Origin of the sequence: Falsiroseomonas sp. (genome assembly GCF_051860665.1) — a bacterium.
Classification (GTDB): domain Bacteria; phylum Pseudomonadota; class Alphaproteobacteria; order Acetobacterales; family Acetobacteraceae; genus Falsiroseomonas.
In genome coordinates, this window is sequence record NZ_JBHYDM010000030.1 from 20,909 (window position 1) to 42,609 (window position 21,701).

19 protein-coding genes are annotated in these 21,701 nt (G+C 70.1%); 9 read left to right on the plus strand and 10 right to left on the minus strand.

The window, feature by feature from the left end:
- Nucleotides 1–11: 11 nt before the first annotated feature.
- Both ACTIF1_RS21790 and ruvX read right to left on the minus strand, forming a co-directional pair.
- A complete protein-coding gene (locus tag ACTIF1_RS21790) occupies nt 12–950 on the minus strand; it encodes an aspartate carbamoyltransferase catalytic subunit (protein WP_439598555.1) in 939 nt (312 codons plus the stop codon).
- Between the two features lie 10 nt (nt 951–960).
- Nucleotides 961–1,428 (minus strand): Holliday junction resolvase RuvX, encoded by a 468-nt coding sequence (ruvX, locus tag ACTIF1_RS21795; protein ID WP_439598556.1) that lies wholly within the window; start codon nt 1,426–1,428, stop codon nt 961–963.
- A gap of 82 nt (nt 1,429–1,510) precedes the next feature.
- Here ruvX and gatC point away from each other — a divergent pair, with 82 nt between their 5' ends.
- From gatC to gatB, 4 genes are read left to right on the plus strand one after another with little or no spacing between them, the layout of a single operon-like run.
- Nucleotides 1,511–1,807 (plus strand): Asp-tRNA(Asn)/Glu-tRNA(Gln) amidotransferase subunit GatC, encoded by a 297-nt coding sequence (gatC, locus tag ACTIF1_RS21800; protein WP_439598557.1) that lies wholly within the window; start codon nt 1,511–1,513, stop codon nt 1,805–1,807.
- The gene (gene gatA / locus ACTIF1_RS21805; RefSeq protein ID WP_439598558.1) at nt 1,807–3,294 is read left to right on the plus strand and encodes an Asp-tRNA(Asn)/Glu-tRNA(Gln) amidotransferase subunit GatA; all 1,488 of its coding nucleotides are present in this window, start codon (nt 1,807–1,809) and stop codon (nt 3,292–3,294) included. Before gatC ends, gatA begins: the two co-directional genes overlap by 1 nt.
- Before the next feature lie 36 nt (nt 3,295–3,330).
- Nucleotides 3,331–4,107 (plus strand): hypothetical protein, encoded by a 777-nt coding sequence (locus ACTIF1_RS21810; protein ID WP_439598559.1) that lies wholly within the window; start codon nt 3,331–3,333, stop codon nt 4,105–4,107.
- A 34-nt stretch (nt 4,108–4,141) separates the two neighbouring features.
- Nucleotides 4,142–5,593 (plus strand): Asp-tRNA(Asn)/Glu-tRNA(Gln) amidotransferase subunit GatB, encoded by a 1,452-nt coding sequence (gatB, locus tag ACTIF1_RS21815; protein ID WP_439598560.1) that lies wholly within the window; start codon nt 4,142–4,144, stop codon nt 5,591–5,593.
- 132 nt (nt 5,594–5,725) lie between these two features.
- Here gatB and ACTIF1_RS21820 read toward each other — a convergent pair whose 3' ends face one another.
- Together ACTIF1_RS21820 and ACTIF1_RS21825 are read right to left on the minus strand one after the other, a co-directional pair.
- Nucleotides 5,726–7,321, minus strand: a complete 1,596-nt coding sequence (locus ACTIF1_RS21820) for an ABC transporter substrate-binding protein (RefSeq protein WP_439598561.1) — start codon at nt 7,319–7,321, stop codon at nt 5,726–5,728.
- Nucleotides 7,322–7,362: 41 nt separating this feature from the next.
- A complete protein-coding gene (locus ACTIF1_RS21825) occupies nt 7,363–8,307 on the minus strand; it encodes an NAD(P)H-dependent flavin oxidoreductase (protein WP_439598562.1) in 945 nt (314 codons plus the stop codon).
- Nucleotides 8,308–8,407: 100 nt separating this feature from the next.
- On the opposite strand from ACTIF1_RS21825, the gene ACTIF1_RS21830 reads away from it, so the two are divergent.
- From ACTIF1_RS21830 to ACTIF1_RS21850, 5 genes are read left to right on the plus strand one after another with little or no spacing between them, the layout of a single operon-like run.
- Nucleotides 8,408–10,468 (plus strand): 3-hydroxyacyl-CoA dehydrogenase NAD-binding domain-containing protein, encoded by a 2,061-nt coding sequence (locus tag ACTIF1_RS21830; RefSeq protein ID WP_439598563.1) that lies wholly within the window; start codon nt 8,408–8,410, stop codon nt 10,466–10,468.
- Nucleotide 10,469: 1 nt separating this feature from the next.
- A complete protein-coding gene (locus tag ACTIF1_RS21835) occupies nt 10,470–12,080 on the plus strand; it encodes an AMP-binding protein (RefSeq protein ID WP_439598564.1) in 1,611 nt (536 codons plus the stop codon).
- Between the two features lie 10 nt (nt 12,081–12,090).
- The gene (locus ACTIF1_RS21840) at nt 12,091–13,290 is read left to right on the plus strand and encodes an acyl-CoA dehydrogenase family protein (RefSeq protein WP_439598565.1); all 1,200 of its coding nucleotides are present in this window, start codon (nt 12,091–12,093) and stop codon (nt 13,288–13,290) included.
- A gap of 6 nt (nt 13,291–13,296) precedes the next feature.
- Nucleotides 13,297–14,451: an acyl-CoA dehydrogenase family protein gene (locus ACTIF1_RS21845; protein ID WP_439598566.1), complete on the plus strand. Its 1,155-nt coding sequence runs from the start codon at nt 13,297–13,299 to the stop codon at nt 14,449–14,451.
- A 19-nt stretch (nt 14,452–14,470) separates the two neighbouring features.
- On the plus strand, nt 14,471–15,442 hold the full coding sequence (locus tag ACTIF1_RS21850; RefSeq protein ID WP_439598567.1) for a tripartite tricarboxylate transporter substrate binding protein: 972 nt from the start codon (nt 14,471–14,473) through the stop codon (nt 15,440–15,442).
- Between the two features lies 1 nt (nt 15,443).
- Here the strand turns inward: ACTIF1_RS21850 and ACTIF1_RS21855 are convergent, their stop codons facing one another.
- From ACTIF1_RS21855 to ACTIF1_RS21880, 6 genes are read right to left on the minus strand one after another with little or no spacing between them, the layout of a single operon-like run.
- Complete coding sequence (locus ACTIF1_RS21855) at nt 15,444–16,244, minus strand: YdcF family protein (RefSeq protein WP_439598568.1); 801 nt, start codon at nt 16,242–16,244, stop codon at nt 15,444–15,446.
- A complete protein-coding gene (locus ACTIF1_RS21860) occupies nt 16,245–17,117 on the minus strand; it encodes a glycosyltransferase family 2 protein (protein ID WP_439598569.1) in 873 nt (290 codons plus the stop codon).
- Nucleotides 17,117–18,007, minus strand: a complete 891-nt coding sequence (locus tag ACTIF1_RS21865) for a glycosyltransferase family 2 protein (RefSeq protein WP_439598570.1) — start codon at nt 18,005–18,007, stop codon at nt 17,117–17,119. The genes ACTIF1_RS21860 and ACTIF1_RS21865 overlap by 1 nt, the downstream gene beginning before the upstream one ends.
- Nucleotides 18,004–19,125, minus strand: a complete 1,122-nt coding sequence (locus tag ACTIF1_RS21870; protein WP_439598571.1) for a glycosyltransferase — start codon at nt 19,123–19,125, stop codon at nt 18,004–18,006. Before ACTIF1_RS21870 ends, ACTIF1_RS21865 begins: the two co-directional genes overlap by 4 nt.
- Nucleotides 19,122–20,165: a glycosyltransferase family 4 protein gene (locus ACTIF1_RS21875; protein ID WP_439598572.1), complete on the minus strand. Its 1,044-nt coding sequence runs from the start codon at nt 20,163–20,165 to the stop codon at nt 19,122–19,124. The genes ACTIF1_RS21870 and ACTIF1_RS21875 overlap by 4 nt, the downstream gene beginning before the upstream one ends.
- Nucleotides 20,162–21,682, minus strand: coding sequence for a flippase (locus ACTIF1_RS21880; protein WP_439598573.1), 1,521 nt, complete (start codon nt 21,680–21,682; stop codon nt 20,162–20,164). Before ACTIF1_RS21880 ends, ACTIF1_RS21875 begins: the two co-directional genes overlap by 4 nt.
- Between the last annotated feature and the right edge of the window lie 19 nt (nt 21,683–21,701).

The following is a 21,701-nucleotide window of genomic DNA, read 5'->3' on the forward strand; positions in this document are numbered from 1 at the left end:
TATTCTGGCGGTCAGGTATTCCGTCGCTGGTTCCGCGCCAGCACGTCCAGCACCGCCATGCGCACCGCGACGCCCATCTCCACCTGCTCACCGATCACGCTGCGCAGGGGATCATCCGCGATGGCGCTGTCGATCTCGACGCCGCGGTTCATCGGGCCGGGATGCATGACGATGGCGTCCGGCTTGGCATAGGCCAGCTTCTCCGCATCCAGCCCGTAGAAGCGGAAGAACTCGCGCGCGCTCGGCACCTGGCCGCCGGACATGCGTTCCTTCTGCAGCCGCAGCATCATGACCACATCGGCATCGGCCAAGCCGGTCTTCATGCTGTGATGCACCTCCACCCCCAGCGCCGCGGCCTCGGCCGGGATCAGGGTGGGCGGGCCGACGATGCGGACGCGGCAGTTCATCGCCAGAAGCAGGTGGATGTTCGACCGGGCCACGCGGGAATGCAGCACGTCGCCACAGATGGCGACCGTCAGCCCCTCCAGGCTGCCCTTGCGGCGGCGGATGGTCAGGGCATCCAGCAGCGCCTGGGTGGGATGCTCATGCGTGCCGTCACCGGCATTGATCACCGCTGCATCCACCTTCTGGGCCAGCAGCGCCGGCGCGCCGGATTGCGCATGGCGCACCACCAGCAGGTCCGTGTGCATGGCGTTCAGGGTGGAGGCGGTGTCCAGCAGCGTCTCGCCCTTGTTCACGGAGCTGGTGGAGACCGTCATATTGACGATGTCGGCGCCCAGCCGCTTGCCGGCCAGCTCGAAGCTGGTGCGGGTGCGGGTGCTGTCCTCGAAGAACAGGTTTATCAATGTCCTGCCCTTGAGCAGGTCGCGCTGGGTTTTGCCCTGGCGGTTCAGCAGCGCGTAGTTCTCCGCCAGATCCAGCAGATCGGCGATATAGGGGGGCTCGAGGCCCTCGATGGCGAGCAGGTGGCGGTGGGGATAGGGGAGCATGGCGCGGACCCTACGCCGGGCCGGCGCTGGCATCCAGAGCGGCCTGGAGCATATAGGCGGCCGCCGCGGCATCGACGGCCTTGGCCCGCTTGGCGCGCGACAGGTCGGCCGTGATCATCATGCGGTTCACCGCGGCCGAGGACAGGCGTTCGTCCCAGAGCGCCAGCGGCAGGCCGGTGGCCTGCGAGACGGCCAGCGCCCAGTCCTTCGCCGCCTGCGCCGCCGGCCCGAAACTGCCATCCATGGATAGCGGCAGCCCCGCCACCAGCCCGCCGGCCCCCTCCTTCCGCGCGATGGCCCCGATCTCCGCCGCATTGGCCGCCAGCTTGCCGCGCGGGATGGCGCCATAGGGGGAGGCCAGCATCAGCGAGACATCGGAGAGCGCGACGCCGATGATCCGCGCGCCGGGGTCGAGGCCGATCAGGCGCGCATGGCGGGGCAGGGCGGCGCGCAGGTCGCGCATGTTGATGGCGGGCATGGGCGCCGTTATGTTCCGCGGGCCCGCCGCTGGCAAAGCTCCCCTGGGCAGATCCAGGCCGATCAAGGATTTCTTGCGAAACATGTCCCTCGATACCGCCACCATCCGGCGCATCGCCTCGCTCGCCCGCATCCGGCTGGACGAGCCCGAGGTGCAGCAGGCGCAGGCCGAGATCAACGGCATCCTGGGCTGGATCGAGCAATTGCAGGAGGTGGAGACGGAGGGCGTGGAGCCGATGGCCGGCGGCAGCCCGGTGGCCCAGGCGCGCGCGCGGCTGCGGCCGGATGTGGTGACGGATGGCGGCCAGGCCGATGCCATCCTGGCCAATGCCCCGGATCGCCAGGGCGAGTATTTCGGCGTGCCGAAGGTGGTCGAGTGATGCATCCCACGGATTTCACCCTGCGCGGCGCGCTGGACGCGCTGTCCGAAGGCACGATCAGCAGCGTCGAGCTGACCCAGGCGCATCTGGATGGCATCGCGAAGCTCAACCCGCGGCTGAATGCCTATATCACCGTGACGGCGGAGAAGGCGCTGGCGGCGGCCAAGGCCAGCGACGAACGCCGCCGCCGGGGCGAGGCGGGCGCGCTGGAGGGCATTCCGCTCGCCATCAAGGACCTGTTCTGCACCGCGGGCACGCGCACCACGGCCGGCAGCCGCATCCTCGACAGCTTCGTGCCGCCCTATGAGAGCACGGTGTCGCAGAACCTGCTGGATGACGGGGCGGTGTTTTTGGGGAAGGCGAATCTCGACGAATTCGCCATGGGATCGTCCAACACCACCAGCGCCAGCGGGCCGGTGGAGAATCCGTGGTCGCGCGCCAACGACCCCGACACGCGGCTGGTCCCCGGCGGGTCCTCCGGCGGCTCCGCGGCTGTCGTCGCGGCGCGGCTGGCGCTGGGGGCGACGGCCACCGATACCGGCGGCTCCATCCGCCAGCCGGCGGCCTTCTGTGGCATCGCGGGGATCAAGCCGACCTATGGGCGCTGCTCCCGCTTCGGCATCGTGGCCTTCGCCTCCTCGCTCGACCAGGCGGGGCCGATGGCGCGCACGGTGGAAGACTGCGCCATCCTGCTGAAGTCCATGGCCGGCTTCGACCCGAAGGATTCCACCAGCGCGGACATGCCGGTGCCCGACTTCGCCCGCGCCTGCGAGCGCGGCGTGAAGGGCCTGCGGATCGGCGTGCCCAAGGAATACCGGCTGGACGGCATGGCGCCCGAGATCGTGGCGCTGTGGGAGCAGGGCCTGGCCTGGCTGCGCGATGCGGGGGCGGAGACCGTCGAGGTCAGCCTGCCGCATGCGAAGTATGCGCTGCCCACCTACTATATCGTGGCGCCGGCGGAGGCTTCCTCCAACCTCGCCCGCTATGACGGCGTGCGCTTCGGCATGCGGGAAACCGTGCCGGGTTCCGACCTGCGCGACCTGTATGAGCGCACGCGGGCGGCCGGTTTCGGGGCCGAGGTGCGGCGGCGCATCATGATCGGCACCTATGTGCTGAGCGCGGGCTATTACGACGCCTACTATCTCAAGGCCCAGAAGGTGCGCGCCCTGATCCGCCGCGATTTCGAGCAGGCTTTTGGCAATGTGGACGCCATTCTGACTCCGGCGACACCCTCTGCTGCCTTCGGCATGGATGAGAAGCAGGACGACCCGGTGGCGATGTATCTGAACGACATCTTCACCGTGACGGCGAACCTGGCGGGCCTGCCAGGGATCTCGGTGCCGGCGGGTCTGGATGGGCAGGGCCTGCCGCTCGGGCTGCAGGTGATCGGGCGCGCCTTCGATGAGGAGACGGTGTTCGCCGTGGGGCGGACGCTGGAACGGGCGGCCGGCTTTTCCGCGCTTCCGCGGCTACGGGCGGGGGCCTGAGGGGGCGGGGGCGTATAACTGCAGGGGCCGCAGGCGGTGGCGGGCTTCGGCCTGGTCGGCCTGGTCGCCGCGGTGGCGACGGCCGCCGTCATCCACGGCATCGAACAGTCCAACGCCCAGGCCCGCCGCAGCCGCAGCGAGACGCTGAAGGAGCTGCTCGGCCCGAGCGGCGAGGTCGGGCTGGAGCTGGACGCACAGATGCGGGAGCAGCTGGCCGCCGTGGTGGCCGCCGGCCCGCGCACCCGCATCGTCCGCATCGGCACCCTGGACGCGACGGAGCAGCTGGCGCCGCAAGGCGAAGGCACCTTCATCTTCGAGCTGGGCGCCATGCTGGCGCAGGATGCGCGCTCCGTCGTCGTGCAGGCGGAGGTGATCCACGCCCGGCGCATCGTGGAGGGGCGGATGCTGCCCTCCCGCATCCGCTACTTCCTCGCCCTTTCGGCCCCCATCCAGGCGGCGACGGAGGAGGAGGCGATCGCCGCCTGGCGGGCGGAGGATTATGCGCAGCTGCGCCAGGCCATCCGCGCGATGGTGCCGGAGCTGATGCAGCAGCTGCGCAGCGTGCTGCTGGATCCGGAGGAGATCGACTACACCAAGCTGCCGCAGGTGACCTCCACCGTGCCGGGTGTCTCCCTGGTCCAGCTGCGCCTGCCGAACCAGCCGGTCCGCACCGTCCATGTCCAGGGTCCGCTGCAGGGGCGGCTGATCCGGCGGACGGCCGATCGGGCGCATATCGTGATGCCGACCATGTTCGGAGTCTGGATTTGGATCAGCCTTCCGGCTACGGCCTTGCCAAGCGCTCAGGCCTCATGAAACACCGGGTCGAGACGATGAACGGAATGCGACTGTGACCTACACGATCGAAGGCCGCACCGGCCCCTGGGAACTCGTCATCGGCCTGGAAATCCATGCCCAGGTCATCAGCCAGGCCAAGCTGTTTTCCGGCGCGGCCACGGCCTTCGGGGCGGAGCCGAACAGCCAGGTGTCCTTCATCGATGCCGGCTTCCCCGGCATGCTGCCCGTCATCAACCAGGAATGCGTGGCCCAGGCCGTGCGCACGGGGCTTGGGTTGAATGCGCAGGTGAACCTGTGGTCGCGCTTCGACCGGAAGAACTATTTCTACGCCGACCTGCCGCAGGGCTATCAGATCAGCCAGTTCGCCCACCCGATCATCGGGCAGGGTGCGGTGGAGATCACCCTGGGCGATGGCACGACGAAGACCATCGGCATCACCCGCCTGCATCTGGAACAGGATGCCGGCAAGTCGCTGCATGACCAGCATGCGACCAAGAGTTTCATCGACCTGAACCGCTCCGGCGTCGCGCTGATGGAGATCGTCTCCGAGCCCGACATGCGGAGCCCCGAGGAAGCCGGCGCCTACCTGACAAAAATCCGGCAGATCCTGCGCTACCTCGGCACCTGCGACGGGAACATGGACGAGGGCTCGATGCGGGCCGACGTCAACGTCTCCGTCCGCAAGGCGGGGGAGAGGTTCCGGACGCGCTGCGAGGTGAAGAACGTGAACTCCATCCGCTTCGTCATGCAGGCGGTGGAGGCCGAGGCGCGCCGGCAGATCGAGGTCTGGGAAGCGGGCGAGGAAGTCTTCCAGGAAACCCGCCTGTTCGACACAACTCGGGGAATCACGCGCTCCATGCGGTCCAAGGAGGATGCGCATGACTACCGCTACTTCCCGGAGCCCGACCTGCCCCCGCTGGTGCTGGAATCCGATTGGGTGGAGGCGCTGAAGGCGGCGCTGCCGGAACTGCCGGATGCGCGGCGCGCGCGCTACACGGCCATGGGCCTCACCGCCTATGACGCCCATGTGCTGACGCTGGAGAAGGAGACAGCGACCTTCTTCGAAACCGTCGCCAAGGGCCGCGACGCCAAGCTCGCGGCCAATTGGGTGACGGGCGATTTCTTTGCAGCATTGAACCGCCTGAAGCGCGACGTGGCGGACCCGCCGGTCACCGCCGAGAATCTCGGCGCGCTTCTGGACCTGATCAGCGACAAGACCCTGTCCGGCAGCCTGGCCAAGCAGGTCTTCGAGGCGATGCTCGAGACCGGCAAGGCGCCGGGCGAGATCGTCGAGGAGCGCGGGCTCAAGCAGGTGACGGATACCGGCGCGATCGAGGCGGTGGTGGCGCAGGTGATGGCGGCCAATGCCGACAAGGTCGCGGAGTATCGCAGCGGCAAGGAGAAGCTGTTCGGCTTCTTCGTCGGCCAGACGATGAAGGCGATGCAGGGCAAGGGAAATCCGGCCCTGGTGAATGAGGTGGTGAAGGCGAAGCTGGCGGGGTGACCGTTCTCCCTCTCCCGCACTTGCGGGGGAGGGTCGGGGTGGGGGTTTCATGGCAAGCGGTTCGCCCTGAAGAACCCCCACCCGTTGCGGCAGTGCCGCAACCCCCCGCAAGTGCGGGGGAGGGCTATCGGCTCACACCGGCCGCACACCCCACGGGTACGGCATGCTGCCCTTCAGATGCCCCGTGATCCGCTTGCGCCAGGCGCTGCGGATGGTGAACTGGCCGAGCGGGATGGTCGCCACATCGTCCTGCGCCAGCTTGTTCAGCTCATTCGCCAGCGCCTGCTGCCGCTCCGCATCCGGCGCGTCCAGCCAGTCCTGCACCAGCGCCTGGGCGCGCGGGCTGTCGTACCAGCCGAACCAGCCATTCTCGCCCGGCCCCTTCACCAGGGACGAGACCGCCGGGTTCAGGTAGCCGAGCGAGGAGCCATAGGTGTGGAAGATGCTCCACCCGCCGCGCTCCACCGGCTCCTTCCGCACGCGGCGCTGCACCACCGTGCCCCAGTCGGTCTCGGCGAGTTCCACATTCATGCCGATGCGCCGCAGCCGGTCCGCCGTGATCAACCCGTGCGGGCCGATCAGCGGGAAGTCGGTCGGGTTGATGATGACGACCTTCTCGCCATTGTAGCCGCTGGCCTGCAGGGCCGCGCGCGCGCGGTCCAGGCTGCGCGGCGGCGCGTTGAATTCGGACAGGTTCTCGACGCCGAGCGGCGTGCCGCAGGGAAACAGGCTGTGGCAGGTGCGCCAGATGCTGCGGTCATTGCCGAGCGTGGCGCGCATATAGTCTTCCTGCTCCACCGCCAGCGCCACGGCCTGGCGCACCTTCACATTGTTGAAGGGCGCCTGCAGGTGGTTGAGGCGCATGATGGACATGATGCCGGCCTCGGCCAGCACGCCCACCTCGATGTCGCGACTGCGCGTCAGCGTGGGGATCAGGTCGGAGAGCGGCTGGTCCAGCCAGTCGACCTCGCCCGCCTGCAAGGCCGCGGCCGCCGTCGCCGGGTCCGGCAGGATGTGCCATTCGACGCGGGCGAAATGCGCGACCTTGCCGCCGGCGGCGCCGCTGGCCGGTTCCGGGCGCGGCACATAGGCCTCGTTCTTCGCATAGACCACGCGGCTGCCGGAGACGAATTCGTTCGCCACGAAGCGGAAGGGGCCGCTGCCCATCACCTCGCTGACCTGGGTATTGGCATCCGTCGTGGCCAGGCGCTCCGGCATGATGAAGGGCACATTGGCATCCGGCTTGGCCAGAGCCTCCAGCAGCAGCGGGAAGGGGCGCTTCAGGCGGATTTCCAGCGTGCGGTCATCCGCCGCGCGCCATTCATCGACGGAGGTCACCAGGATCTGGCCGAAGGGGTCGCGCTTGGCCCAGCGGGCGAGCGAGGCGGCGCAATCCACGGCGCGCACCGGGGACCCGTCGTGGAACTTCAGACCCTCCCGCAGCCGGATGCGCCAGATGCGGCCATCGGCCGAGACCTCATGCCCCTCCGCCATCTGCGGCTGCGGGCGCAGCCGGCCGTCCAGCGCATAGAGCGTGTCGTAGACGTGGTAGCCATGCATCTGGGTGACGATGGCGCTGGTCCAGATCGGGTCCAGCGCGGTGAGATTGGCCTGCGGCACGAAGCGCAGCGTGCCGGCGCGCGCCGGCTGCGCGAGGGCGGGGGCCGCCCCCGAGAATGCGGTCGCGGCAAGTCCCGCGCCCGCCTGGAACAGCGAACGGCGTTGCATGGATTGTTTCCTCCTGCCGCTCTGACGGCGGCGGGCGGAGGCTAGGCGCCGTCCGCGCCGAGGGTCAATGCCGACCGCGCCGCGTCATATTCGGCGCGCAGCCGCGCCACGATCTCGGCCGCCGGCGGGGCGTCGGTGATGCTGCCGAGGCCCTGGCCGGCGCCCCAGACATCCTTCCAGGGTTTCACACGGCCACTGCCGAAATTGGCGCTGGTCTTGTCCACCGCCGGCAGCGCCTCCGGGTCCAGCCCGGCGGCCGTGATGCTGGGCTTCAGGTAGTTGCCGGGGATGCCGGTGAAGAAGGGCGTGTAGAGGATATCGGCCGCCTGGCCTTCCACGATCATCCGCTTGTAGCCCTCCGCGGCCTGGGCCTCGGCCGAGGCGATGAAGCGCGTGCCCATATAGGCCAGGTCCGCGCCCATCGCCTGCGCGGCCAGGATCTGTGCGCCATGGGTGATGGACCCGGACAGGATCAGCGTGCCGCCATAAATGCGGCGCACCTCCGCCACCAGCGCGAAGGGCGAGAGCGTGCCGGCATGGCCGCCCGCGCCGGCGGCGACCAGGATCAGCCCATCGACACCGGCCTCGATCGCCTTCTGCGCGTGGCGCAGGTTCGTCACGTCATGGAAGACCAGCCCGCCCCAGCCATGCACCCGGTCCACCACCGCCTGGGGCGGGCGCAGCGAGGTGATGATGATCGGCACGCGATGCCGCTCACAGACGCCAAGATCATGTTCCACCCGGTCGTTGGAGGCATGCACGATCAGGTTCACCGCGAAGGGCGCGTCCTGCGCCGTCAGCCCGGCGGTGATGCGGGCCAGCATGGGGTCCAGCGCTTCCGCCGGCCGGGCATTGAGGGAGGGGATGCTGCCCACAATGCCGGCGCGGCATTGCGCCAGCACCAGTTCGGGCGTCGAGACGATGAACAGCGGCGCGCCGATCACGGGCAGGCGCAGGCGGCCCTGCAGCAGCGGGGGAAGTGGCATGGTCGTCTCCCTTTCGGCGGCCATCCTGCCGGCTGCCCTTCGCCTTGACCATGGCGCGGGGATGGCGGACAGGATGGGACAAGGATCGGGGAGAGGGCGCATGGTGGAACCGGTGCGGTATGAGGTGCTGGACGGCATCGCGGTGGCGACGCTGTCGAACCCCCCGGTCAATGCGCTGTCCGCCGCCCTGCGCGCCGGGCTCTTCGAGGCCGTGCGGCGGGCGGAGGCGGATCCTTCCGTCACCGGCCTGGTGATCGCGGCCGAGGGCCGCACCTTCATCGCCGGCGCCGATATTTCCGAATTCGGCAAGCCGCCGGCCTCGCCCACCCTGGCGGAACTGGTGGCGGCGCTGGATGGCGCGGCCAAGCCCGTGGTGGCGGCGATCCAGGCCGCGGCGCTGGGCGGCGGGCTGGAAGTGGCCATGGCGTGCTCTTGGCGCGTGCTGGGGCCCAAGGCGAAGCTCGGCCTGCCGGAGGTGAAGCTGGGCCTGCTGCCGGGCTCCGGCGGCACGCAGCGGGCACCGCGGCTGATGGGCGCGGCGGCCGCGCTGAAGCTGATGGTTTCGGGCGATCCGCTGGAGGCCGATGCGGCGGTGGCGGCGGGGCTGGCCGATACCGTGGTGCTGGGCGACCTGCTGCAGGCGGCACGCGATTTCGTGAAGCGGCCGAAGCCGCAGCCGGTCTCGGCGCGGGATGCGGGGCTGGGCGATCGCGAGGCCTTCGAGAAGGAGGCCGCCACGCTGGCCAAGCGCGCCGCGACGGAGCCGCAGATCGCCGATTGCATCGCCTGCGTCCGCGCCGCCTTCGACAGGCCGTTCAAGGAGGCGGTGGCCTTCGAACGCGCCGCCTTCCTGCGCCTGCTGGACGACCCGCGCAGCAAGGCACTGCGGCATGTCTTCTTCGCCGAACGTGAAGCCGCCCGCATTGCCGGCCTGCCCAAGGGCACGCAGCCGCGGCCGGTTTCGCGCGCGGCGGTGCTCGGCAGCGGCACCATGGGCGCCGGCATCGCCATGTGTTTTGCGAACGCCGGCATCCCGGTGCGGGTGATCGAGACGGATGACGCGGCCTTGGCGCGCGGCATGGAACGCATCCGCGGCACCTATGACAGCAGCGTGAAGCGCGGCAGCCTGGCCGCCGAGACGCGCGATGCGCGGCTGGCGCTGATCGAGGGCGCGGTGGGGCTCGATGCCACGGCGGATGCCGACCTGGTGGTGGAAGCCGTCTTCGAGGAGATGGGCCTGAAGAAACAGGTCTTCGCGCATCTAGACCGGGTGACGAAGCCGGGGACGATCCTGGCGAGCAACACCTCCTATCTCGATATCGACGAGATGGCTTCCGCCACGACGCGGCCGCAGGACGTGCTGGGGATGCACTTCTTCTCGCCCGCCAATGTGATGAAGCTGCTGGAGGTGGTGCGGGCGAAGCAGACTTCGCCGGAAGCGCTGGCCACGGCGACCGAGATCGGCCGCAAATTGGCAAAGGTGCCGGTGGTGGTGGGCGTCTGCTACGGCTTCGTCGGCAACCGCATGCTGGCACGCCGCACGCAGCAGGCGGAGCGGCTGCTGCTGGAAGGCGCGACACCGGAGCAGGTGGATAAGGCGCTGACCGATTTCGGCTTCCGCATGGGGCCCTTTGCCATGGCCGATCTCGCCGGCCTCGACATCGGCTGGCGCATCCGCCGCGCGACGGGCAAGCGCGCGCCGGTGGCGGATGCGCTGGTGGAGGCGGAGCGCCTCGGCCAGAAGACCCGCAAGGGATACTACCTTTACCCGGAAGGCAGTCGCACGGGCGTGGTGGATCCGGAGGTCACCGCGCTGATCCGCCGCGTCGCGGCAGCGGAAGGCGTGGCGCAGCGGGAGATTTCGCAGGCGGAAATCCTGGATCGCCTGGTGCTGCCGATGGTGAACGAGGGCGCGCGCATCCTGGAGGAAGGCATCGCCGCCCGGCCCGGCGACATCGATGTGGTCTGGCTGCACGGCTACAACTGGCCCGCCTGGCGCGGCGGCCCGATGCATTACGCGGACAGCCTCGGCCTGAAGCAGGTGGTGGCGCGGCTCGCGGCCTTCGCCGAGGCCACGGGCGACGAGACGCTGCGGCCCGCCGCGCTGCTCGGGCGTCTCGCCGACGAAGGCCAGGGTTTCGCGAGCCTCAAGGCCGACTGACATGCACCCGTGGGAGGCGTCCTACCCGCCGGAATGCCGCTGGGACACGCCCATCCCGCGCGGCACGCTGCCCGCCTTCCTGGATGACGTGGCCGCGCGTTTCGGCGACAAGCCGGCGCTGGAATATCGCGGCCATGTGCTGAGCTATGCCGGGCTGCGCGCGCTGTCGGACCGTATCGCGGCGGGGCTCTGGGCGCGCGGGATCCGGCCCGGCGATTGCGTCGCGCTGTATCTGCCCAATACGCCCTGGCATCCGCTGTGCTTCTTCGCGGCGCTGCGCCTTGGCGCGCGGGTGGTGCATTTCTCGGCGCTCGATGCGAAGCGGGAGCTGGCGCACAAGGCGCGCGATTCCGGCGCGAAGCTGCTGATCACCACCGGCTTCCCCGCGCTGGTGGCCAATGCCGAATGGCTGCGCGCGGAAGGCGCGGTGCGGGACGTGCTGCTGGCGCCGGAGGCGCGCTGGGGCGGGGAGGATGCCGCCTGCGACTTTTCCCCCGTTCCCGAAGCCGAGCCGCTTGCGCAGTGGCCTGCCGTCTCGCCTGATGACCTGGCGCTGCTGCAATACACCGGCGGCACCACCGGCACGCCGAAGGGCGCGATGCTGAGCCACGGCAACCTGACCGCCGCCGTCGCGATCTACAAAAGCTGGCGCGACCGCACGGACCTGCCGGAGGGCACGGCGCGCGTCCTGGTGCTGCTGCCGCTGTTCCATATCTTCGCGCTGACCGCCGTCCTGCTGCGGCAATTGGCGCAGGGCGCGCTGTGCCATCTGCGGGTGCGCTTCGATGCGGCGCAGTGGGTGGAGGAGGTGGAGCGGCTGCGCATCACCACCTTCTCCGGCGTGCCGACCATGTGGATCGGCATTGCGGGCGTGCCGGGTCTCGAGCAGCGGGACCTGTCGAGCCTGCGCCAGTGCAGTTCCGGCGGCGCGCCCATGCCGCAGGAGGTGCAGCAGCGCGTCGAGCGTCTGCTGAAGCTGCGCATCGGCGGCGGCTGGGGCATGACGGAAACCTGCCCCGCCGGCACGCGCATTCCGCCCGATGGCCCACGCCGCGCCGGCATCATCGGCCTGCCGCTGCCGGGCATCGAGATGCGGATCGTGGCCCTGGAGGATCCGAGGCGGGAAATGCCGGTGGGCGAGATCGGCGAGATCGCCATCCGCGGTCCGAACGTCTTTTCCGGCTACTGGAACCGGCCGGAGGAGAATGCCACCGCCTTCGCCGAGGGCTGGTTCCTGACCGGCGATACCGGCTGGATGGATGCGGCCGGCCATTTCACCCTGGTCGATCGCCGCAAGAACATGATTCTCTCGGGCGGGTTCAACGTCTATCCCGCGGCCATCGAGCAGGCCATCTACGAGCACCCGGCGGTCGCGGAATGCGTGGTGATCGGCGTGCCAGACGCCTATCGTGGCCAGGCGGCCAAGGCTTTTTGTGCGCTGAAGGCGGGTGCCGAGCCCTTCACGCTGGAGGATCTGCGCGCATTTCTGGCGGACCGCGTCGGCAAGCACGAGATGCCCGCGGCACTGGAGATTCGCGAAACGCTGCCGCGCAGCGCGGCGGGCAAGTTGCTGGCGAGCGCGCTGCGCGACGAAGAAGCGGCACGGGGATAGGAATCGGACCATGGACCTGCGCTACACACCCGAGGAAATCGCCTTCCGCGATGATTTGCGCAAATTCTTTCGGAGCGAGATCCCGCTGGCGATCCGCCGCAAGGTGAGCGAGGGCCGCGCCCTGGCGCGGGAGGATTATGTCACCAGCCAGCGCATCCTGCATGCCAAGGGCCTGGCCACGCCGAACTGGCCCGTGCAGTGGGGCGGGCAGGACTGGTCGCCGGTGCAGCGCTACATCTATGTCGAGGAACTGCAGGCCGCCGCCGTGCCGCAGCCACTCGGCTTCAACGTCAACATGGTCGGCCCCGTCATCGCCACCTTCGGGTCCGAGGCGCAGAAGCAGCGTTTTCTGCCCGCTACCGCCAATCTCGATATCTGGTGGGCGCAGGGATTCTCGGAACCTGGCGCGGGCTCCGACCTCGCCTCGCTGAAGACCACGGCGCGGCGGGAGGGCGAGGAATTCGTCGTCAATGGCCAGAAGACCTGGACCACGCTTGGCCAGTACGCGGACTGGATCTTCTGCCTTGTGCGCACGGATTCGACCGTGAAGAAGCAAGCGGGAATCTCCTTCATCCTGATCGACATGAAGACGCCCGGCATCACGCTGCGCCCGATCATCACCATCGATGGTGGGCATGAGGTGAACGAGGTCTTCTTCGACGAGGTGCGCGTGCCCGCCGAGAACCTGGTCGGCGAGCTGAACAAGGGCTGGGACTACGCGAAGTTCCTGCTGTCCAACGAGCGCATCGGCATCGCCCGCATCGGCATGACCAAGGAACGCCTGGCGCGCGTGAAGCGGCTGGCGCAGGAGACGCCGGCGGGCGAGGGGATGGTCTGGGACGACCCCGATTTCCGCCGTCGCCTCGCCTGGTCCGAGATCGAGCTGAAGGCGCTGGAGATCACGCAGATGCGTGTGGTGGCCGCGCAGCGTGGCAAGGCGAGCGACAAGCCCGATCCCTCCTCCTCCATCCTCAAGATCAAGGGCAGCGAGATCCAGCAGGCCTCCACGCAATTGCTGGTCGATGTCGCCGGCCCCTATGCCATGCCGCGGCCGGATCGCGAGGAGGAGGGGCTGAACCTGCCGAGCGTCGGCCCGGACTGGGCGGATGCGGCGGCGCCGCTCTTCTTCAACTACCGCAAGGTCTCGATCTACGGCGGGTCGAACGAGATCCAGCGCAACATCATCGCCAAAGCTTTCCTGGGGCTCTGACGGCACATGGATTTCGACCTGACCGACGAGCAGCGCATGCTCTCCGACAGCATCCGCCGCCTGGTCGCGGATGCCTATGACGATTTTGAGCAGCGCAAGACCTATCGCGCCGAAGCGAAGGGTTATGCCGATGCGAACTGGCAGAAGTTCGCCGAGATGGGGCTGCTCGGGCTGCCCTTCTCGGAAGAGGACGGCGGCTTCGGCGGCGGGCCCGTGGAGACCATGCTGGTCTGCGAGCAGTTCGGCCGCGGCCTGGTCGTGGAACCCTATCTCGCCACCGTGGTGCTCGGCGGCGGGCTGCTGAAGCGCGCCGGCAGCGACGCACAACGCGCCGAGCTGATTCCGGCGATCGCGGAGGGCAGCCTGACCCTCGCCTTCGCACATCAGGAACGGCAGGCGCGGCACGACCTGTTCGACATTGCCACCACCGCGACGCGCAAGGCCGAGGGCTGGGTGCTGAACGGCGCCAAGGGCGTGGTGCTGCATGGCGACAGCGCGGACCGCCTCATTGTCTCCGCCCGCACTGGTGGTGCGCGGCGCGACCGAGACGGTATCAGCCTGTTCCTGCTCGACCCCGCCACGCCGGGCATCATCCGCCGCGGCTATGCGACGCAGGACGGGCTGCGCGCGGCGGAGGTGGTGCTGGAGAATGTGACCGTCCCGGCCGAGGCCCTGCTTGGCACGGAGGGCACCGCGCTGCCGCTGATCGAGCAGGTGGTGGACGAGGCCCAGGCCGCGATCTGCGCCGAGGCGCTGGGCGCCATGGAGGTGCTGCGCGACCTCACCGTGGACTACCTGAAGCAGCGCACCCAGTTCGGCCAGCCCATCGGCAATTTCCAGGCGCTGCAGCACCGCGCGGCGGATATGCTGGTGGCCAGCGAACAGGCCCGCAGCATGGCCATGTATGCCGCGATGATGGTGCAGGAATCCGACCCCGCCGCCCGCCGCGTGGCACTCTCGGCCGCCAAGGCGCTGGTCGCGAAGAATGCCGACCAGCTCGGCAAGGACGCCATCCAGCTGCATGGCGGAATCGCCGTGACGGAGGAATACAAGGCAGGGCACTATTTCAAGCGGCTGACGATGCTGGCCGGCCTGTTCGGCGATCTGGACCACCATCTGCGGGTGGTCGTCGCCGCGGGAGGGCTGCCGGAGGCCGCCTGACACGCGGGGAGGAAACATCATGCCGAAGACGGCGATCGGCCGGCGCAGCGCGCTGGGCATTGCGGCTGCCTGCCTGTCCGGGGCGGCGCTGGCGCAGGCAAGGTTCCCGGATCGGCCCATCCGCATCATCGTGCCCTTCCCGCCGGGCGGCACCACCGATGTGCAGATGCGCGTATTGGCGGAAGGCGCCGCGCGGCGACTCGGCCAGCCGGTGGTGATCGAGAACCGCCCCGGCGCCGGCGGCAGCATGGGCGCCACCGCTCTGGCGCAGAACACGCGGGCGGATGGCTACACCCTGTCCGTCATGCCGAATTCCATCTTCCGCATCCCCGTGATGATGGCCCGGCCCAGCTACGACCCCATGGTGGACTTCACCTGGGTGATCCGCCTTGTGGGCTATACCTTCGGCATCGTCGTGCGGGCCGACAGCCCCTTCCAGACGCTCGCGCAGATGCTGGACCATGCCCGCGCCAACCCCGGCAGCCTGACCTATGGCAGCCCAGGCGTCGCCACGCTGGATGTGACCATGGAGCGCATCGCCCAGATGGCCGGCGGGCTGCGCCTGGTGCATGTGCCCTTCCGCGGCAGTGCCGAGAGCCTCCAGGCCCTGCTGGCCGGGCAGATCGACATGGCGGCCGAAAGCAGCGCCTGGGGCGAGCTGGTGCTGGACGGGCGGCTGCGGCTGCTCGCCACCTGGGGCGAGGCACGCCCGCCGCGCTTCGCCATGGCGCCCACCCTGCGGGAGGCCGGAATCGACATCGTCAACAGCTCCCCCTACGGCTTGGCCGCGCCGCGCGGGCTGGACCCGGCGGTGGCCGCGGTGCTGCACGATGCCTTCCGGGATGCGCTGCAGGACCCGGCGCATCTGGCGGTGCTGGAGCGCTACAACATGCCGCTGATGTATGCGGATGGCGCGGAATATGCCCGCTACGCCCGGGAATTCTACGCCGAGGACAGCGCCATGGTGCGCGCCATGGGGCTGAAGTTCTGAACTACGGCGCCGGGAACAGCGCGGGCGTCCGCCCCATCAGCCGATAGGCCGCGAGGCCCACCCATTCGCGCAGCGCCCATTCCGCGTGGTTCAGCTTGGTGGGGAAGGGGTTGTCCCACCAGTAATCGGGGTCGTTGCCGGTCGTGTAGTTCACCGGCCAGGCGATGATGCTGCTCCAGCCCGCTGCGCGGAACACGCCCATGCTGCGCGGCATATGGCTGGCGGAGGTCACCAGCAGCCAGGTCTCGCCGGGCTGGGGGTTCAGCAGGCGGTGGGTATAGACCGCGTTCTCATGCGTGTTGCGGCTTTCATTCTCCAGCACCAGGCGCGCCGCCGGCAGGCCGAGGCTGGTGAAGAGCAGGCGCGCCGTCTCGGCTTCCGTCGGGCCGGACTGGTCGATGGCGGCGGTGCCGCCGGTGAAGACCAGCCGCGCCTCGGGGTAGCGCAGCGCCAGCGCCACGCCTTCCGTCATCCGCTCCGCCGCGCCGTTCAGCGCCGGGATGCCGCGCGCCTCCGTCATCCGCTGCTCCACCGCGCCGCCCAGCACGATGATGCCGGTGACCTCGGCCGGCGGCGTCGCGGGACGGGGGAAGCGGTTCTCCAGCGGCAGGGTCAGCAGGGCGGCGACCGGCAGGGCGAAGACCGCCACATACCAGCCGATGCCCAGCGCCAGCGGCCAGCGCCCGAAGCGCCGCCCGCGCCAGACCAGCAGCAGCCCGAGCACCGCCAGGGCGAGGGCCAGCGTATTCGGCCGCAGCAGCGCCCACAGCACCTTGGACAGCAGGAACAGGACGTCCTGCACCTACAGCTCCAGGATGCGCATCGGATGCGCCCGCCCGCGCAGCAGGTCCGCCAGCGCGATGAGATTGCCGCGCAGCCGCCCGAAGCGGTCCACATGCGGCTCCGGCGCCAGCGAGCGCAGCGCGTTCATCGCGGTATGGCGCGCGGCGGAGGGGATGGCGTGGCTCCAGGGGAAGGTGCCTTTGCGCGCCAGATAGACCGGGTTCGCCACCTGGCTATAGCCCAGGCGCAGCCCGGAGACGCGCCCCGACTTGGCACCCAGATGCACGCCCCGCGCGCCCGCCAGCCGCAGGATGGAGCCGTGCCGGCCGAGCGCGCGGGTCACGTCGATATCCTCGTACCAGCCATAGAGCGGCAGCGCCTCATCCACCCGGATCCCATGCGCGCGCAGCGGGGCGAGGCGGAAGGCCATGTTGCAGCCATAGCCGTTGAAATGCGGCGCGACGGCCAGCGCATCCTCGGGCGTCCCATCGGCCGCCAGCAGCGCGCGCCCTTCCGCCACCGAAAGCCCGGGACCCTTTGCCCCATCGGCGATGACCGTGCCGGTCGTCACCACGCAATCCGGATGCGCCATCAGCACCCGCTCCGTCACGGCGAGGTAGTCCGGCATTGGCAGGAAATCGTCGTCGAGGAACAGCACCGCGTCGCAGTCGCCGCAGGCATCCAGGATCGCGTTGCGTTGTCGCGGTAGGCCGGCGGGGCTGGCCCAGAACTGCACATGCGGGAAGCGCGCGGGCAGGCCGGCGATGTCGTCCTCCGTGACGTGGCAGACCAGCACCCGGTCCGGCGCGCGCGTCTGCTGCCGCAGCTCCTGCAGCACCTCGCCGAGGATGGCCGCACGGCCGCGGGTGGCGACGCCGATCGCCAGCCGCATCAGCGCTCCTCCTCCGGCTGGCCCTCGATGGCCGGGCGGATGCGCCCGGAGGTGGCGTCCCGCCGCGCGAAACCGCGCAGCCGGCCGAGGAAGGTCATGCCGTAATAGGCCGCATCGCGCGGCCGCAGCCGCGCCAGGCTCAGCAGCAGCCCGCCGATCGGTCGGATGGCGAAGGGCATCCAGACGCTGGCCGGCACCGAATGCCGCCGCAGCGCGAAGCCGAGCCCGCCGCCATAGAGCCAGGCGCGCGCCACGGCGACTTCCGACAGGCGCTTGTCGGGGTGGATGATGCGCAGCGTGGGATCGTAGATCGCCTTGTGGCCCACGGTGACGGCGCGCAGCACCAGGTCATTGCCCTCCGCCGAGCCGAGCCCCGTGCCGGGCCCCATGGTCTCGTCATAGCCGCCGAGGCGCAGCGCCAGGCCGCGGCGGAGCCAGAGGTTGAACTCGATGACGCTGGTCCAGGCATTGGCCGCCGTGATCGGCCCGCCCTCGACCCGCCAGCGGCCGGAGCCGAGACCGCCATCGGGGCTCTCGGCCGGGCCGGTCAGGATCATCAGCGCCGGATCGGCGGCGAAGGCGGCGGCGACGCGGTCCAGCAGGCCCGGCGGATAGAGGCAGTCATCATCCGGAAAGCTGACCAGCGCGCCGCGCGCCTGGCGCAGGCCGAGGTTGCGGGCGTGGTTGGCGCGCGCGATGGAGGAGCGCAGATGCGTGATCCGCAGCGCCTGCGTATAGGGCGCCAGAAGCGGGGCGAGGCGGCCATCCTCGTTCTGGTCCACCACGATCACCTCGGCATCCTCGCGGCGCTGGGCCATGACGCTGTCGAGGAATTCCACCAGCTCCGTGGTGCGGCCGCGGGTGGCGACGATCAGGCTGAACTGGATCATGGGGCCTCCATCCCGCGCGCTGCGCAGGCCTCCGCGATCAGCGCCCGCAGGCGGGCACGGAAGGCCTCGCGGGAGAAGCGCTCCGCATTGGCGCGGCAGGCTTCGGGGGCGATGGTCAGGGTCTCGAACTGGGTCACGGTGGCGATCAGGCTTTCCGTGGTCTGGTGGGGGAACAGCAGGCCGGTGACGCCGGGCTGCACGATGTCGGTGGCGCCGCCGCGGCCATAGGCGATCAGCGGCGTGCCGCAGGCCTGGGCCTCCACCATGCCGATGCCGAAATCCTCCTCCGCCGCGAAGACGAAGGCCTTTGCTGCGGCCAGCAGCGCGACGAGGTCGGCCTGCGCGACGCGGCCACGGATCTCGATGTTCTTCGAATCGCCCGCCGCTTCGCGGACCCGCGCCATCTCGGGCCCGTCGCCGGCGATAATCAGGCGCCTGTCCGGCATTTGGCGAAAAGCCTGGGCGATCAGGTCAATACGCTTGTAGGGCACCATGCGGGAAGCGACGACATAGGCCTCGCCCTTGGCGGCCTGGAAGGGGAAGCCATCGAGGTCGACGGGCGGATGCACCACCACGCTGTCCCGCCGCCAGGATTTGCGGATCCGCTCCGCGATCCAGGCGCTATTGGCCGCGATCACATCCGGCCTTGCGCCGGAGGCGAAATCCCAGGCGCGCATGCGCGACAGCAGCCAGCGGGTCAGCGCGCCCTTCAGCCCCGCTTCCATGCGGGCCTGGCGCAGATACTGGTGCTGCAGGTCCCAGGCATAGCGCATCGGGCTATGGACGTAGCTGACATGCAGCGTCCCCGGCCCGGTCAGCACCCCCTTGGCGACGGCGTGGGAGGAAGACACCACCAGATCGTAGCCGGAAAGATCGAACTGCTCCACCGCCAGCGGCATCAGGCCGAGATAGTAGCGGAACCATTTGCGGGCGCGCGGCAGGCGCTGGATGAAGGAGGTGCGCGGGATGCGGCCACCGAGGAAGGCGCGCTCGCCGTCTGGCAGGAAGTCGCAGACGGCAAAGAGATCCGCCTGCGGAAAAAGTGCGAAAAGCTGCTCCAGCACGCGTTCGGAGCCGGCATAGCTGTCGAGCCATTCATGGACGATGGCGATCTTCATCGGGACTCCAGCAGGCCGAGCAGCCGGTCCGCCGCGGCGGCCCAGGAGAATGTGGCGGCGCGGTCGCGGCCGGCCATGCGCAGGCGCTCCGCCAGCAGCGGTTCGTCCAGCAGGCGGGCGAGGGCGGCGGCGGGGGTGCGGGGCCCCTCGGCGTCGAAATAGAGCGCGGCCTCGCCACACACCTCGGGCACAGCACCGGCCGCGGCGGCCAGCACCGGGCAGCCGCACCACATCGCCTCCAGCGGCGGCAGGCCGAAGCCCTCGTAGCGGGAGGGGAAGATGAGGCAGAGGGCGGCGCCATAGAGGGCGCGCAGCTCCCCATCGCTGACCCGGCCGAGCGCCACGGCGGCGTCCACGTCGCCGGCATTGCGGAAGACGCCGGCATCGGCGGCGCCGGCGACGGCCAGCTTCATGCCGCGCGCCGCCAGCAGGGCCACTGCCTCCCGCAGCGCATCCAGGTTCTTGTGCGCGGCGCGCGTGCCGACGGCGAGGGCGAAGCGGCCGGGCTGCAGGCCATGGCGCGCCAGCACCGCCGGTTCCGCCGCATCGCGCAAGGCATGTTCGCCACCCTCCATCACCACGCCGATACGCGCGGCGGGCAGGCCCAGATGCATGGAAAGCCGCCCGCGCGAAAATTCCGAGACGGTGACGATGCGCGCGCCACGGCGCGGCAGGGTCCAGTGCAATGCGCGGTACCAGGCGCGGAAGGCGAAGGAATAGCTTTCGGGCGTGTCGAAGACGCCGGCGTCGTGGATCACCAGGGTCTGCGCGGCGCCGACCCGCAGCGGCGCGGTATTGCCGAGGTTCAGCAGGTGCTGGCCGGCCAGCGCGCCGGGCAGGTCGAATTGTTCCCAGGACTGGCCCGCGCGGCGGCCGATATGTTCGACCCGCAGGCCGGCGAATTCGGCTGGCGCATCGCGCGGGGCGAGCAGCCGGATCGGGCGGCCGGACTCCGCGAGGGCGGTCACGATCTCCCGCGAGAAGCGCTGCACGCCGCTCATCTTCTGGGTCAGGAAGCGGGCATTGATGGCGAGCGTCATGCGGGCTCTCCGCGCAGCACGGCGCGGATGCGCCAGGGGCGGCGCAGCAGGCCGCGCGCGTCGCGGCGCTCCGCCTCGGTCAGGGCCAGGATGCCGGCGGCGGTGAAGCCGGCCAGGGCGAGCAGGGCGAGGGGGATCGGCAGCACGCCGGGCAGCAGGATGGCGAGGCCGAGACCGCCGGCCAGCAGCGGCGCTGCGAGCTGCCGGGCGGCGTCGCCGGCCGTCGGATAGAGCCGGGTGACGAGAAGGAGCCGGCCGAAGACATCCGTGGCACAGCGCAGCGCCCAGGCGGCGGCGGCGCCCTCGATGCCGATCCACAGCAGCAGCAGGGCGGAAAGCGGCAGGAAGACCAGCGCCTGCAGCAACTGCCACTTGGCATTGGCATCCGGCCGCCCGATCGCATCCAGCAGCGCGCCGGGGGCGAAGGCGGCGCAGGAGAAGAAGATGCCGACCGAGAGGATCTGCAGCACCCGCCCACCGCCGGCGGCGAAATCCGCGCCGAGCCAGAGGCGCAGGATCTCCGGGCCCCAGACCACCAGCACCAGGCAGGCCGGCAGCACCGCGGCCATGACCAGCAGCGCGCCGCGCCGCAGCAGCCCGGCGGTCGCCTCGGCATGCGACAGATAGGCGCTGGCCATGGCCGGCAGCAGCGCCTGGGCCACCGCCACCGGCAGGATCCACATGCGCATGACGAGGTCGAGCGGCGTGGCGTAATAGGCGACCGCCGCGAGTGTCAGCAGTGCGCCGACCAGGAATCGGTCCGCATAGAGCAAGGCCTGGGTCAGCACGCCGGAGGCGCTCATCCAGCCGCCCATGCGCAGCAGCGGCGCGATCAGCGGCCAGCGCGGCCAGACGGGCCGCAGCCCCGGCAGATCCCGCCGCGCCAGCCAGAGATAGGACAGCGTATTGGCCAGCCGGCAGGCGAGCAGGGCCAGGATGACGCCCACAAGGCTCTGCCAGACCAGCAGCACCAGCACCGGGCCGAGATAATAGAAGATGGCGACCGGAATGGCGGCCAGGTTCGCCTCCCGAAACCGCTGATGCGCGGCCAGCGTGCCCCAGAGTGCGGCGTTGACCACAACCAGCGGGGCCGCGGCACAGAGCCAGCGAAAGGCGGTGATGGCCTCGGCTTGCAGGGCGGGGGGCGTGTTCAGCAGGCCGGTGACCAGCATCGGCACGAAGGCGAAGGCGAGGCCGGCGATGACGGCGCTGAGCAGTGCCAGCGCGCTGATCGCGGCCCCTGCCAGCTCCGCCGCCCCCTCGATCTCCCCCGCGCCGATCCGGGCCGAGAGCGCCCGGGTCAGCGCCGCGCCCACGCCGAGGTCGAAGACCCCGAAGACACCGACCAGTGCGAGGGCGAGGGTGAAAAGCCCCCAGCGGTCGATGCCCATCTGCCCGACCAGCACCGGCGTCAGCGCCAGGGCGAGAAGCAGCGGCAGGCCCCGGCCCGCCGCATTCCACAAGGTGCCGGAGAGAAGCCGCCCTCCGGAGGCGCGATGTTCGGCCGAATTGGCCATGACCTGCGCCATTCCTGCC

Coding starts and splice junctions, on each gene's coding strand:
- ACTIF1_RS21820 (WP_439598561.1), bottom strand. CDS start 7,321: ATGCAACGCCGTTCGCTGTTCCAGGCGGGCGCGGGACTTGCCGCGACC.
- ACTIF1_RS21880 (WP_439598573.1), bottom strand. CDS start 21,682: ATGGCCAATTCGGCCGAACATCGCGCCTCCGGAGGGCGGCTTCTCTCC.
- ACTIF1_RS21870 (WP_439598571.1), bottom strand. CDS start 19,125: ATGAAGATCGCCATCGTCCATGAATGGCTCGACAGCTATGCCGGCTCC.
- ruvX (WP_439598556.1), bottom strand. CDS start 1,428: ATGCCCGCCATCAACATGCGCGACCTGCGCGCCGCCCTGCCCCGCCAT.
- ACTIF1_RS21845 (WP_439598566.1), top strand. CDS start 13,297: ATGGATTTCGACCTGACCGACGAGCAGCGCATGCTCTCCGACAGCATC.
- ACTIF1_RS21860 (WP_439598569.1), bottom strand. CDS start 17,117: ATGCGGCTGGCGATCGGCGTCGCCACCCGCGGCCGTGCGGCCATCCTC.
- gatA (WP_439598558.1), top strand. CDS start 1,807: ATGCATCCCACGGATTTCACCCTGCGCGGCGCGCTGGACGCGCTGTCC.
- ACTIF1_RS21825 (WP_439598562.1), bottom strand. CDS start 8,307: ATGCCACTTCCCCCGCTGCTGCAGGGCCGCCTGCGCCTGCCCGTGATC.
- ACTIF1_RS21875 (WP_439598572.1), bottom strand. CDS start 20,165: ATGACGCTCGCCATCAATGCCCGCTTCCTGACCCAGAAGATGAGCGGC.
- ACTIF1_RS21830 (WP_439598563.1), top strand. CDS start 8,408: ATGGTGGAACCGGTGCGGTATGAGGTGCTGGACGGCATCGCGGTGGCG.
- ACTIF1_RS21850 (WP_439598567.1), top strand. CDS start 14,471: ATGCCGAAGACGGCGATCGGCCGGCGCAGCGCGCTGGGCATTGCGGCT.
- ACTIF1_RS21835 (WP_439598564.1), top strand. CDS start 10,470: ATGCACCCGTGGGAGGCGTCCTACCCGCCGGAATGCCGCTGGGACACG.
- gatC (WP_439598557.1), top strand. CDS start 1,511: ATGTCCCTCGATACCGCCACCATCCGGCGCATCGCCTCGCTCGCCCGC.
- ACTIF1_RS21790 (WP_439598555.1), bottom strand. CDS start 950: ATGCTCCCCTATCCCCACCGCCACCTGCTCGCCATCGAGGGCCTCGAG.
- ACTIF1_RS21865 (WP_439598570.1), bottom strand. CDS start 18,007: ATGATCCAGTTCAGCCTGATCGTCGCCACCCGCGGCCGCACCACGGAG.
- ACTIF1_RS21840 (WP_439598565.1), top strand. CDS start 12,091: ATGGACCTGCGCTACACACCCGAGGAAATCGCCTTCCGCGATGATTTG.